General features: G+C 74.7%; 12 protein-coding genes. 7 read left to right on the forward strand and 5 right to left on the reverse strand.

Annotated elements, in window-relative coordinates:
- The first annotated feature begins 49 nt into the window (after positions 1-49).
- Entirely contained in the window at positions 50-934 is an 885-nt protein-coding gene (locus tag NLX85_RS10740) for a LysR family transcriptional regulator (protein WP_254334171.1), read from the forward strand.
- Between the two features lie 9 nt (positions 935-943).
- Here NLX85_RS10740 and NLX85_RS10745 read toward each other — a convergent pair whose 3' ends face one another.
- Positions 944-1405: a protealysin inhibitor emfourin gene (locus tag NLX85_RS10745; RefSeq protein ID WP_254334172.1), complete on the reverse strand. Its 462-nt coding sequence runs from the start codon at positions 1403-1405 to the stop codon at positions 944-946.
- Positions 1406-1577: 172 nt separating this feature from the next.
- On the opposite strand from NLX85_RS10745, the gene NLX85_RS10750 reads away from it, so the two are divergent.
- The 4 genes from NLX85_RS10750 to NLX85_RS10765 all read left to right on the forward strand — a co-directional run bounded on the left by NLX85_RS10750 (position 1578) and on the right by NLX85_RS10765 (position 6619).
- Entirely contained in the window at positions 1578-3974 is a 2397-nt protein-coding gene (locus NLX85_RS10750; RefSeq protein ID WP_254334173.1) for a M4 family metallopeptidase, read from the forward strand.
- 102 nt (positions 3975-4076) lie between these two features.
- Positions 4077-4841 carry an enoyl-CoA hydratase/isomerase family protein gene (locus NLX85_RS10755; RefSeq protein WP_254334175.1) on the forward strand — a complete coding sequence of 255 codons (765 nt, stop codon included), beginning with the start codon at positions 4077-4079 and terminating at the stop codon, positions 4839-4841.
- A gap of 67 nt (positions 4842-4908) precedes the next feature.
- On the forward strand, positions 4909-5427 hold the full coding sequence (locus NLX85_RS10760) for an RNA polymerase sigma factor (RefSeq protein WP_254334177.1): 519 nt from the start codon (positions 4909-4911) through the stop codon (positions 5425-5427).
- Entirely contained in the window at positions 5420-6619 is a 1200-nt protein-coding gene (locus tag NLX85_RS10765; protein ID WP_254334179.1) for a hypothetical protein, read from the forward strand. Before NLX85_RS10760 ends, NLX85_RS10765 begins: the two co-directional genes overlap by 8 nt.
- A 79-nt stretch (positions 6620-6698) precedes the next feature.
- Here NLX85_RS10765 and NLX85_RS10770 read toward each other — a convergent pair whose 3' ends face one another.
- The 4 genes from NLX85_RS10770 to NLX85_RS10785 all read right to left on the reverse strand — a co-directional run bounded on the left by NLX85_RS10770 (position 6699) and on the right by NLX85_RS10785 (position 10629).
- A complete protein-coding gene (locus NLX85_RS10770; protein WP_254334181.1) occupies positions 6699-7139 on the reverse strand; it encodes an HNH endonuclease in 441 nt (146 codons plus the stop codon).
- Between the two features lie 214 nt (positions 7140-7353).
- The gene (locus NLX85_RS10775) at positions 7354-8496 is read right to left on the reverse strand and encodes a hypothetical protein (RefSeq protein ID WP_254334184.1); all 1143 of its coding nucleotides are present in this window, start codon (positions 8494-8496) and stop codon (positions 7354-7356) included.
- Between the two features lie 73 nt (positions 8497-8569).
- Entirely contained in the window at positions 8570-10099 is a 1530-nt protein-coding gene (locus NLX85_RS10780; RefSeq protein WP_254334186.1) for an FAD-dependent oxidoreductase, read from the reverse strand.
- A 38-nt stretch (positions 10100-10137) separates the two neighbouring features.
- Positions 10138-10629, reverse strand: a complete 492-nt coding sequence (locus NLX85_RS10785) for an MSMEG_6728 family protein (RefSeq protein WP_212831781.1) — start codon at positions 10627-10629, stop codon at positions 10138-10140.
- An 87-nt stretch (positions 10630-10716) separates the two neighbouring features.
- Between NLX85_RS10785 and NLX85_RS10790 the strand changes: the two genes are divergently transcribed.
- Positions 10717-12501 (forward strand): NAD-binding protein, encoded by a 1785-nt coding sequence (locus NLX85_RS10790; RefSeq protein ID WP_374628075.1) that lies wholly within the window; start codon positions 10717-10719, stop codon positions 12499-12501.
- 89 nt (positions 12502-12590) lie between these two features.
- Positions 12591-12917: a hypothetical protein gene (locus tag NLX85_RS10795; protein ID WP_254334188.1), complete on the forward strand. Its 327-nt coding sequence runs from the start codon at positions 12591-12593 to the stop codon at positions 12915-12917.
- Positions 12918-12919: the final 2 nt, after the last annotated feature.

Consider the following 12919-nt stretch of genomic DNA (forward strand, 5'->3'; position numbering starts at 1 on the left):
CCATAGCTGACCAATAGGCGAAGGTCACGCCGGCGATAGGTTTGCTGATGTGAAGGTGTCCCTGGACCTGCTCCGCAGCTTCCTCGCCGTGCACCGGTCGGGGTCGATCACCGGCGCGGCGGAGCTGCTCGGGCTGGCCCAGCCCACGGTGACCGCCCAGTTGCGCGCGCTGGAGGAGGCGGTCGGCCGGCCGCTCTTCGCGCGGCTGCCCCGGGGCGTCACCCCGACCGCCGCCGGGAACGAGCTGGCCCGCCGGGTGGCCGACCCGCTGGACCGGCTCGCCGCCGTGCTGGCCGAGAACCCGACCACGGCGTACCCCCGGACGGTGTTCCTCGGCGGGCCGGCCGAGTTCCTCGCCGAGCGGGTGCTGCCCGCGTTGGCCGGTCCGGTCGCCGACGGACTGGAGTTGCGCGCCTCGGCCGGCCTGCCGGACCAGCTGGTCGACGACCTGGTGGCCGGTCGGCTCGACCTGGCGGTGACCAGCCTGCGCCCGCGCCGTCGAGGGGTGGCCGTGGAGCCCCTCTACGACGAGGAGTTCGTGCTGGTGGGGGCGCCGGCCTGGTCCGGGCGGCTGCCCGACCCGGTCACCCCCGCGGCGCTGCGCGACGTGCCGCTGGTGGCCTACGGCGAGGAGGCCCCGATCCTGCGCCGGTACTGGCGGACCGTCTTCGAGACCCGGCTCACCCGGACGCCCAGCCTGGTCGTGGCGGACCTCCGGGCGGTCCGGGCGGCGGTGGTGGCGGGCGCCGGGGTCAGTGTGCTGCCGACGTACCTCTGCCGGGGCGAGCTGGCGTCCGGCGCGCTGCGTCTGCTGCTCGCGCCGCCGGTGCCACCGCTCAACACGCTCTTCCTGGCGGCCCGACCGGGGGCGACCGGCCGGCGCGAGGTTCAGGCGGTGCGGCGGACGCTGCTGGCGGCGGCCGCCGACTGGTGAGGACCGGGATCAGCCGGTGGCGCGGGTGAGCAGGTCGACCACGGCGGCCGTGGCGGGCGGCGGGGTGGCCTCGGGTGGGCAGTCCACGTAGCCCGTGGTGGTCGGGCCGACGGTGAGCCGGTAGCTGAACGCGTCCGCGCACATGGTCGCCGGGACGGTGGCGGTGGCCTCCGCGGCCAGCCGCGAGTCGGCGGCGAGTTGCCGCAGCCGGTCGAGGTCGGCGGCGCTGAGCTGGCCGGTGCGGGAGGCGCCGGTCCGGTCCACGCGGGTCCACCGGCCGTCGGGCGACACGGTGACGGTGTCGTTGAGCCCGGCGATGCCGCCGGACTTCGTCAGCTCCACCGGCACGGCCGGCGCGGCGGTGATCGGGGCCGGGCCGGTGGACGCGGGCGCGTCGCCGTTCTGGGCGCAGGCGGCGAGCGGGGTGAGAAGCGCGGCGAGGAGGGTCGCCGCGACGGGGGTGGCTCTCATGCCCGATCGGACGCACGGCGGAGCCACCCGGTTCCGACACCCTCCGTCGCATCGTCCGAACGGTCAGTGTCTCCGGCAGGAAAGCGCTCGCACCCTTTCACGTTCTTCGATGTATCGCTATATCTACATCAGTGACTACCCCCGTCACAACTTCCCCCCTTCAGGAGGGCACGTGAGAAGATCCGTCGCCGCCGTCAGCGCAGCGCTGCTCACCAGCGGCGTGCTGACCTGCGTCACCACCACGGCGTACGCGGCAACCCCCAGCGCCCCGACCCCCGAGTCCGCCGCAGCCCGTGCGGACAGCCTGCTCCGCGCCAACCCCGGTGCCGTCCAGGGCACCAGTGGAGAGGCGTACCAGGCCGTCCGCACGAAGGTGGACCCGTCCGGGGCCACCCACACCCGGTACGCCCGGACCTACCACGGCCTGCGCGTCTACGGCGGCGACTTCGTCGTGCACACCGCGCCGAACGGCACGATGGCCGGGACCTCGGTCGGCCTAGCCGCGCCGCTCACGCTGGGCACCACGGCCAAGGTCGGCTCGGCCGCGGCCAAGGCCAGCGCGCGCAAGGCGTTCTCCGGCTCGCTCACCTCGGTGGGCGCCCCCGAGCTCTTCGTCGACGCCAGCTCCGGCAAGGGCCGGCTGGCCTGGGAGACCGTCGCCAGCGGCTGGAAGGCGGACAAGCAGACGCCGTCCAAGCTGCACGTCGTCACGGACGCGACCACCGGCGCGGTGATCGGTTCCTACGACGAGATCGAGACGGTGGTCGGCAGCGGCCAGGGCATCTACACCGGCACGGTCAGCATCGACACGACGCTCTCCGGCAGCACCTACCAGATGGTGGACCCGTCGCACGGCAACGGCCGTACCTGCGACATGAACAACACCACCGGCGGCACCTGCACCACCTTCACCGACCCCGACAACAACTGGGGCAACGGCACCAACTCGAACCGGCAGTCCGCCGGCGTCGACGCCCACTTCGGCGCCGCGAAGACCTTCGACTACTTCAAGAACACGCACGGCCGCAACGGCATCTTCGGCAACGGCACGGGCGTGCCGAGCCGGGTGCACTACGGCAGCAACTACGTCAACGCCTTCTGGGACGGCTCCCAGATGACCTACGGCGACGGGTCGAGCAACTCGCGCCCGCTGGTCTCGCTCGACGTCGCCGGGCACGAGATGAGCCACGGTGTCACCGAGGCGCTCTCCGGGCTCGTCTACTCCGGTGAGTCCGGCGGCCTCAACGAGGCCACCAGCGACATCTTCGGCAACATGGTGGAGTTCTACGCCGCCGCGCCGAGCGACCCGGGCGACTACCAGGTCGGTGAGAAGATCAACATCAACGGCAACGGTACGCCGCTGCGCTACATGTACAACCCGTCGCTGGACGGCTCGTCCGACTCCTGCTGGTCGACCAGCACGAAGAACAAGGACGTGCACTACTCCTCCGGCGTGGCCAACCACTTCTACTTCAACCTGGCCGAGGGCACCGGCTCCACCGCGTACGGCACGTCGCCGGTCTGCGGCTCGGCGCCGGCGGTGACCGGCATCGGTCGCGCCAAGGCGGAGAAGATCTGGTACCGGGCGCTCGACGTGTACTTCACCTCGAACACCTCGTACGTCAACACCACCACCCCGTCGAACACCGCCCGGGCCTACACCCTCAAGGCGGCGACCGACCTGTACGGCAACTGCTCCACCGAGTACAAGACCGTCCAGGCGGCGTGGACCGCGGTGAACGTGGCCGGCAACGACGCGCCCTGCGGCTCCACCGGCAACGACTTCTCCGTCTCGCTCTCCCCGACCTCCGGCTCGGTGACCGCGGGCGGTTCCGTCTCCACCACCGTCTCCACCGCCACCACCAGCGGGACCGCGCAGACCGTGACGTTCTCCGCGTCCGGCCTGCCGACCGGCGCCACCGCGTCGTTCAGCCCGGCTTCGGTGACCTCCGGCGGCTCGTCCACGCTCACCATCGCCACCACGGCGAGCACCCCGTCCGGCACCTACTCGGTGACCGTCACCGGCGCCGGCTCGGTGAACCACTCGGCGACCTACACGCTGACCGTGAACGGCACGGGCGGCGGCTGCACCGGCGCCGGCCAGAAGCTCGGCAACCCGGGCTTCGAGTCGGGTAACACGGTCTGGTCGTCCACCTCGGGCGTCATCGGCCAGTACGGCTCCAGTGGCCAGCCGCCGCGTACGGGCACGTGGAACGCGTGGCTGGACGGCTACGGCAGCACCCACACCGACACGCTGTCGCAGTCGGTGAGCCTGCCGGCCGGCTGCACCTCGTACAACTTCACGTTCTGGCTGCACATCGACTCGGCCGAGACCACCAGCAGCGTCCAGTACGACAAGCTGACCGTGCAGGTGCTCAACTCCTCCGGCACCGTGCTGGCCACCCTGGCGACGTACTCGAACCTGAACAAGGCCACCGGCTACAGCCAGAAGTCCTTCTCCCTGGCCTCGTACGCCGGCCAGACCGTCACCCTGAAGTTCACCGGCACCGAGGACTCCTCACTCCAGACCTCCTTCGTGGTGGACGACACCGCGGTCAACGTCTCCTGACCTGACCGCCCGACCCCGGGGCCCGGCGGCCACCCCCACGCGGGTGGTCGCCGGGCCCCGCCCGTTACGGTCGCCGGAGTACCGGCGGCGCGAGGGGGAGAGATGTCGGACGCGGAGTTGACCGTCACGGTGAGCGGGCCGGTGGCGACCGTGGTGATCCGGAACCCGGCGCGCCGCAACGCCATGACGCCGGCCATGTGGCGGCAACTCCCGGTGCTGCTCGACGGCCTGGAGGCCGACCCGGCGGTGCGGGTGCTCGTGCTCACCGGGGCCGGCGGCACCTTCTGCGCCGGCGCCGACCTGGGCGACCTGGACGAGCTGCTGGAGGCCGGGGACGGCAGCATCGCGGTGGCCGCCGAGGAGCGGCTGGCCGCGTTCGGCCGGCCCACCGTGGCGGCGATCGAGGGCGCCTGCGTCGGCGGTGGCTGCCAGCTCGCCGTCGCCTGCGACCTGCGCCTCGCCGCGGCGGACGCCCGGTTCGGCGTACCCCCGGCGCGGCTGGGGCTGGTCTATCCCGCGCCGACCACCCGGCGGCTGGCCACGCTGGTCGGGCCGTCCGCCGCCAAGCACCTGCTCTTCACCAGCGAGCTGGTCGACGCCGAGCGGGCCCTGCGGATCGGGCTGGTCGACGAGGTGCTGCCGGCCGACGCGCTCGCCGCCCGGGTGGCCGCCGTGACCGCCACCATCGCCGAGCGCTCCCGGCTCACCGTGGCCGCGGCCAAGGAGATCGTCGACGGGCGCGCCGACGCCGACCGGATCGCCTGGTGGCACGGGCAGGTGCGGAAGAGCGGCGAGGCCCGCGAGGGGATCGCGGCCGTCACCGAACGTCGGCCGCCACGCTTCGGCTGGACCCCGCCGGCCGTCTGACGAATCGGGTGCAACCTTCCCGCCGCCCCGCTGGTCCGTTCTCGTGACGGCGTCGGAAGGGGAGCGGATGGACGGCGTGACGGCGGTGCGCGAGGCGTATCAGGCGCACTACCGCCGGCTGGTGGGTCAGCTGTACGCGCTGACCGGCAGCCTGCCCGAGGCGCAGGACGCGGTGCACGAGGCGTACGCCCGCGCGCTGGCCCGACCCGCCCGGTTCCTCGGCCTGGACGATCCAGAGACCTGGCTCCGCACGGTGGCCATGAACCTGGCACGGACCCGGTTCCGCCGGCGGTGGCTGCTCGACCGGCTGCTGCGCAGCGGACGGGTCCCAGCGCCACCCGCCGAGGTGCCCGGCCTGTCGCCCGACCGGGTGGCCCTGGTCGAGGCGCTGCGCCGGCTGGCCCGTCCGACCCGGGAAGCCATCGTCCTGCACTACCTGGCCGACCTGCCGGTCGCGGAGGTGGCCACGGCGCTCGACGTGCCGGTCGGCACCGTCAAGGCCCGGCTCTCCCGGGGGCGGGCCGCGCTCGCCCGTCATCTCACCGAGGACGCCACCGCCGACGAGAGGAAGGTGCGCCATGCCTGAGCCGGATTTCCGCGGTCTGCAGGACGAGCTGAACGGGCTCGTACAGCAACCCGACTTCGGCACCGTCCGGCGGCGGGCCGGGCGGCTGCGTGCCCGGGCCCGGGTCGCGGCGGCGGCCGGGACGCTGGTGGCGGCGGCCGTCGCCGTGCTGGCCGCGGTCACCGTCCTGCCGTCGCTGGCCGCCCTGCGCGAGCCGCCAGGTCCGGCCGCGGGTGCGCGGCCCGAGGTGGTGTGGGCGGGTGCCGGCGACCGGGACCACCTCTACGCCGTGCTGGCCGACTGCGCGGACTGCGTCCAGCGCCTGGTCGCCTCGACCGACGGCGGACGCACCTGGCAGCGACGGTCGGAGTTCGGGGCCCGCCCGGACGGCGACCCCGTCCGGCCGACCGTGCTCGGCCCGACGTTCCTGGTGGTCGACCTGCCGCTCGCCGACCCGGGCAAGGGAAGCCGGCCGACCGCCCGCCGGATCAGCGTCGACGGCGGTCGCATCTGGCGCGACGCCGGCGCCGCCGGGTCCGCGCGGGAGGCGGCGGCGCCCGGCACCCGGATCTGGGGTTGCGTGCTGTACGCCCCGCCGGACTGCGGGATCGTCGTGGCCGATCCGGAGGCCGGCGCGCTGGCGCCGCTGGCCTCGCCGCCACCGTTGGACGCCGCCGTCCCGCTGGTGGCGCCGCCTTCCGCCGGCTACTGGGTGCGCGGCTGCGATCCGGCGACCGGTCGACCGGCGCTGGCGGTGAGCCGCACTGGAGGGCGGAGCTGGTCCACCCACGTCTTCGACCGGGACTCGGCGGTCGACGGGTGCTTCTTCGACGCCGCCACGACGGACGGCCGGACGGTCGTCGTGAGCTTCCTGGATCCTGACGCGGGCGCTCTGCGCCGGGTCTACCGCAGCACCGACGGCGGCGCCGGTTGGCGTTCCACGGACTCGCCCCGCCTGCCGGAGGGCTGGCGGGCCCAGGGTGCCTCGCTGGTCGCCCGGGACGGGTCGCACGTCATCCTCGCCCAGCGGGAAACGAGTTCCGGTCTCCTGGTCAGCCCCGACGGCCGGGTGTACACCCAGCTGAGCGAGCCCGTCGCGGTGGTGCTCGCCCCACCAGCGCCCGTGGACCAGGGCCGCTACCTCTGGTACGACGCCCGGCACGTGTATCTCTCCGAGGACGGCCTGCGGTGGCGGCCGGTGACACCGGAATGAGCCGGAGCGGACGGGGGCCGGCGGGCGCCGCGCCGGAGGCGTACCTCCGACGCGGCCCCCTGTGCCCGCCGGCCGTCCGTCACCGCGCCAGGGCGGCCCAGCTCGGCGTCACCGGCTCCCGCCGCAGCGGCATGCCCGCCTCGGCGGGGGTCCGGTCGCCCTTGCGCTGGTTGCACGCGTAGCAGGCGGCGGTGGTGTTCCCCCAGGTGTTCCGGCCGCCGCGCGAGCGGGGCAGGATGTGGTCGACGGTGCTGGCCGGGCCGTCGCAGTAGGCGCACCGCCGGCTGTCGCGGCGCAGCACCCCGCCCCGGGACCAGGCCGGGCCGGCGCTGAACCGCCAGCGGGTCACCACGTACCGGACGAGGCGGACCACGCGCGGCATCGGGAAGACCCCGATGACCTGGTCCGGCTCGGCCTCGTGGATCTCGGCGACCCGCCGGCAGAGCATCCGGATCGCGTGCTGGACGGTGACCCGGTGCAGCGGGCCGAGGTCGGCGTTGATGACGAGGACGGCGTCCACCGGGCTCTCCCTTCACGATCGGTGGTACGGCAGCAAAAAGCCGCCCGGTCCACGGGACCGGGCGGCGACGACGGGGACGCGCGGGCGCGTCAGTCGGGCCACCCGGGGCGGGGACCTTCGGCTCGGCAACCGTCGCTGAGCAGCCACGACGGCATCGTGGTGGCGTGTCGCAGCGACATCGACGGCTCCCTGAGCGGTGGTTGACCTTGCGCGCTCACGGTAGATCCGCGCCGGAAACGCGGGCAACGTATTTCGATCCGCCGTCCGGCGCGGGCCGCTGCCGGCCGGCCCGCCCGGCGGCCCGCGCCGCGGCGAGCGGGCGGCCGAGCCGGGCGGCCATCTGCACCACCAGCTCGCTCTCCAGCAGCGGCCGGTTCACCTCGGCGGCCACCGACAGGGCCGGCGTGGACACCGACCGCCAGATCGCGGTGAGCCCGGCGCCCAGGCCGACGAGGGCCACCGCCGCCCGGGTGGTGGGGGAGCCGGCCGCCGCCGCGGCGCTCACCCCGACCACCGCCAGCAGCACCACCAGCAGGGGTGCGAGCACCGGCCAGAAGATCCCCCGGGCCGCCTGCACCACCAGCTTCCGGTCCCGGATGATCAGGTTCCGGGCCACCACCGCCCAGTTCTCCTCGTCCAGCAGGTCGCGCGGGTGCAGGCCGCCGGTGAGCACGCCCCGCCACAGCTCGCCCTGGTTGCGCAGCTCGCGGGCCAGCTCCGCCAGCCCCGCCTCGCCCGGGTCGCCGATCGCGGCCCGGGTGACGGCCGCCGCCCACGCGGCCAGCGAGTGGCGCACCACCGCCGCCGAGTACGGGGGCAGCACGCTGGCCAGCTCGTCCAGCCACCGGCTGATCTGGACCTGCCGCCCGCCGAACCGTCCGACCAGCTGGTGGGCGTCGCCGTGCCGGACCGTGTCGGCGAGCGACCGGCCGAGCCGGTAGGCCAGGCCCACCCGGTGGTTGGTGGCCATCGTCCAGCGCAGCACCGCCACGTTCAGCTCGTCGAGGGCGAGCAGCAGCGGCTCCCGGTCCGCCCCGGCGGCGGCGCGGGCGGCGGCGGTGGACGGCACCGGCCGGCCGGGCGCGGTGAGCGCGGCGATCTGGGCGAGCGCCACCTCCACCCCGTCCAGGTTCATCCCGAGCCGGAGCCGTCCCGGCAGCTCGGTGACGTTGGAGAGCTTGGGCGGGGCGGCCGCGGGCCGGCCCGCGTCGTCGACCAGGTCGGTGGTCTGCGCGTGGTGGTAGGTGTCCGCCATCGACCAGCCCAGGCGCAGCGCGGTGACCACGCACGCCCGCTCGTCGCGGAGCAGCCCGTACGCGTCGTCCCGCTCGTCGTCCACCCGCAGCGCCGTACTCACCCTCCCGACCTCCCGTGCCGACGGAGTCAGTCGAGACTAGTGCAGCTTTTGAGGGCTTATGACCTGTTTCGGGTCAGCGCCGGGCGGCCAGCAGACCGCGCGGGCGCACCGAGCTGACCGGCTCGGCCGCGGCCCCCTCCGCCCGGAGGATGTGGTTGGCGGCCACGATCCCGGTCGCCGCCGACCGTTCCATCAACGCGCTCGGGAACTCGGTCCGGATGCCGTCACCGGCCAGGTAGAGGCCGGGCGCTCCGGTGCGCACCCCCGGCCGCCCCGCGTGGCTGCCCGGGGTGAACGCCGGCGCCTGCGCCTCGACCCGGGCGCGCAGCGCGCGTACCCGCAGGGCGGCCGCCTCCGGCCAGAGCGCGGTCAGCTCCACCAGCATCCGCTCGGCCAGCTCCTCGGCCGGCACGTCCGGCTCGCAGGCGTACGCGTGCAGCTCGATTACCGAGCCGCCGGTCCGCCCCGCCCAGCGCCGCGGCTCGTCCTCCAGCCGGTGGTAGAGGGTCACCGAATCCAGGGTGGGCTGGCGGGACACCCCGCTGAACACCGCCCGGTCCGGGCGCACGTCGCCGTCCATCCAGTAGCGCGCCACCGCGTACGGCGGTCCGGGCCGGCCGAACGCGGGCATCCGCGCCACCAGCTCGGGCGCCGCCGCGAGCAGGCCGGGAGAGGCAGCGACAAGTGCCGCGAGCGCCGGCGGGTCGACGGCGAGCACCACGTGCCCGGCCTCGTCGGTGTCGCCCCCGGCGGTGGTGATCCGCCAGCCGTCCGGCGTCCGGTCCAGCCGGGCGGCGGCCGTGCCGGTGCGGACCCGGGCGCCGTGGCGCTCGACGTGCCGGGTGAGCGGCTCCCAGATCGCCGTGGCGTAGTCCCGGTCCGGGCAGTCGAAGGCCAGCCCCTCCGGGTTGCCGAGCAGGTAGAAGTGGAACTGGGCGATCATCTCGGCGGCCGACATCTCCGCCTCGTGGTTGAAGAACGAGTGCGAGAAGACCTCGAAGAGCATGGCCCGGGCCCGGTCCGGCAGCCGCAGCGAGGTGAGCAGCTCGTCGGCGGTCCGGGTGTCGAACTCGGCGTAGGTGCGCTCCGGGTCGTAGGTGAGCAGCGGCAGCGCCGCGTCCCGGTCCATGACCCGCAGATCGGCCAGGCGCACGCTGGGGCTGCGCAGCAGCAGGGCAAGCAGGTTGGCCGGCGGTGCGGGCGGCAGCCGGCCGAACTCCTCGGTCGGCCACTGCGCGGAGAGGATCGGGTAGCCGGGAACAGGCTTGAGGAAGCGCAGGGTCGGGTCGGCCCGGCGCAGGATGTTCCGCCAGTTCCAGTACTGCCGGAAGAAGGCGTGAAAGCCGTGCTCGTTGCGCTGGACGCCGTGCGGCAGCTCCTCCGGCCAGGCGCCGAGCCGGCCGCCCAGGTGCGGCGCCGCCTCCAGCACGGTCACCCCGACGCCGCGTTCGGCCAGCACCACCGCCGCCGACATGCCGGCGATGCCGCCGCCGACCACCACGGCCCGCACCGGCCGCGGCACCCGCGGGGCGCCACCACCGCCGGGGTCCACCAGATGCCGGCGTACGCCGATGAGCCGGCCGACCACTCGCGACAGTGCCATCTGCGCCTCCGCCCGACGGGAGCCTCCAGTCTGCCGGTTCACGCCTCCGGCGGCAGCAGACAGCGGCGCGGCCGGTCCGACGCCGGCCAGACGTACTCCAGGTCGGGCGGGACGCCGTCGAACTGCGGGCCGTAGTGCGCCGGGTCCTTGCGCAGCAGCGACGACCGGTGGCTGCGGTGCAGGTCCTCCCGGCCCAGCCAGGGCGGCAGCTCGCCGGCCTCGGCCAGCTCCGCCTGGGTGCGGATGACGGCGATGCCGCAGGCCGTGGCGAGGTCGGTGGCCATGGTGGCCGCGCAGGTGTCCGCCCGGCCCGGCTCGCACCACACCGCGCACATGTCCAGGCCGTACCGGGTCAGCGCCTCCTCGTACCCGGCCCACATCTTCACCGCCGGGTGGTTGCGCCAGCCGTAGTCCGGCCGGGTCAGCCCCCGCAGCACCTGGATGGTCTCCACGCGCTGCTTGCCCAGCCGCTTCTGGTCCAGCGTCCGGGCGCTGGCCAGGAAGTCCGGATACGGCAGGAACGTCTGCATGGCGGTGCTCTACCCGTACTGGCCGGCACCATGCGCTCATGATCGAGGGGGCTGCGCGCGCTGCGAGCGACTGACTACGATCCGGACATGGCCGAGCCCCTCCGCGACCGCGCGCGCCGGGCGACCGGATGGCGGCTGAAGATGAACGGCGACGTCCGTCCGCACTACGTGGTCTGCGGCTCGGATCCGTTGGCCTACTGGGTGGTCCGGTCGCTGCTCGCCACCGACTCGCCCGCCGGCCGGGTGCGGGTCACCCTGGTGGTGCCCGAGCGCCGCCGCTCCGAGGGGCCCGACGGGCGGGATCTCCCGGGCATCCAGGTCGTCCGGGCGGACCGGCTCGACGAGGCCACCTTCCGCAGCGCCGGGCTGGCCGGGGCGGACGGGCTGGCCCTGCTGCACCAGGACGACGTGGGCAACATGCACGCCGCGCTCTGCGCCCAGGAGGTCGAGCCCCGGCTGCGCCTGGTGGTCCGGATGTTCAACACCAGCCTGGCCAACGGCGTGCGGCAGCTCTTCCCCGACTCCGCGGTGCTCTCCGACGCCTCGATCTCCGCCCCGGCCTTCGTGGCCGCCGCCCTCGGCGAGCTGGCCCCCACCCACTTCCGGCACGCCGGCCGCACCCTCTACGTGGCGCGCCGCGCCGACGTGCGCCCGCAGGACGTGGTCAGCGGGCTGGCCGTCACCACCGACCCGGAGCTGGTCCGGGTGCTGCCCGCCGACGAGTCCTCCGCCGACGTGGTGCTGGCCGAGGCGACCGGGCGACCGCCCGGCACCGAGCTTGCCGCCCGCCGGCTGGTCCGCGCGCGCCGGCGCCGGCAGCCCGTGGCGGTGCTGCTCCGCGCGCTCCGCAGCTTCGCCACCCGCAAGATCGGCGTGGCCGTGCTGGTGCTGCTCGCGGTGATCGCCGTGCTCGGCTGGCTCAACGCCCGGGCGGCGGACGTGACCTGGTCCGAGGCGCTCTACCTCACCCTGGTCACCACCCTCAGCGGGCAGGACCCGGACGTCAACAAGCCGCTCGCCGCCCAGGTCATGCAGGTGGTGCTCAACCTGGCCGGGCTTGCGCTCATCCCGCTCATCACGGCCGCCGTGGTCGACGGCATCGTGAACGCCCGGCTCGCCCTGCACGCCGGCCGGATCCAGCCCGACCGGTCCGGGCACGTGGTGGTGGTCGGGCTGGGCAACATCGGCACCCGGGTCATGGCGCAACTGCACGACTTCGGGGTCGAGGTGGTGGCCATCGACAAGAACCCGGAGGCGCGCGGCGCCCCGCTGGCGCACCGGCTCGGCGTGCCGCTGATCATCGGGGACGCCGGCCAGGAGGAGACGCTGCGGGCCGCCTCCGTCGACACCAGCCAGGCGCTCGTGGTGGTCTCCACCGACGACGGGGTCAACCTCCGCGCCGCGCTCAACGCCCGGTCCCTCGACCCCGACCTACGGGTAGTGCTGCGCCTCTTCGACGGCGACTTCGCGGAGCGGATCCAGCAGGCGTTCGGCATCGGCATCTCGCGCAGCGTGTCGTACCTGGCCGCGCCGGCGTTCGCGGCGGCCATGCTGGACCGCGCGGTGATCGCCACCATCCCGGTCGACCGGCACGCGCTGCTGGTCACCGAGGTGCCGGTGGTGGCCGGCTCCCCGCTCGACGGCCGGCCGCTCGGCGCGGTGGCCCGCCCCGGCGAGGTGCGCCTGCTCGCTCACACCCGGGCCGGGCAGAAGACGGAGTGGTCCACCGACCCACGGATGGTGATCCACGCGGGGGACCGGTTGACCGTCGTGGCCCGGCGGGCCGGGCTCACCGCCCTGCTGCGGGAGACCACGCCGGTGCCGCCGCCCGCCCCGGCCGGCGCCCCGGTCCCCCGCCAACCGGACGAATGATGGACCGCCTCCGTGCGGCCGGTCTGGAGGTCCTCGAGTCGCCCTACGCCGCGCCAGGGATCCCGTCGTGTATGGCGGCCTGGCGGCCGGTGATCAGCGCGCTGGCGCAACCCACATGCCGGATCGCCCACGACGAGGAGGATGCGCCGGCCCGCGTGGAACGGGAGTGGCGCCGCCTGCTGGTCGAGCATCGGGTGGTGACCGACGACGGGCGTCTGCTGGTGAGTCTGTCGGGCCGCGGCGGCGACTGGGCGCTCGTGCGGTTGCCGCACGAGCCGGTCCGCCTCGGGGAACTCGGGCCCGACCCGGGGCAGCCGGAGTTCGTGGCGATGTCGGTCGCCGGTGACGCGGTCTGTGGCGTGACCGCCGAGGAGTACGACATGTGGGTCATCTGCACGCGCCCGGCGCCGGAGTAGCG

The organism is Micromonospora sp. A3M-1-15 (assembly GCF_024213425.1).
GTDB lineage: Bacteria > Actinomycetota > Actinomycetes > Mycobacteriales > Micromonosporaceae > Micromonospora > Micromonospora chersina.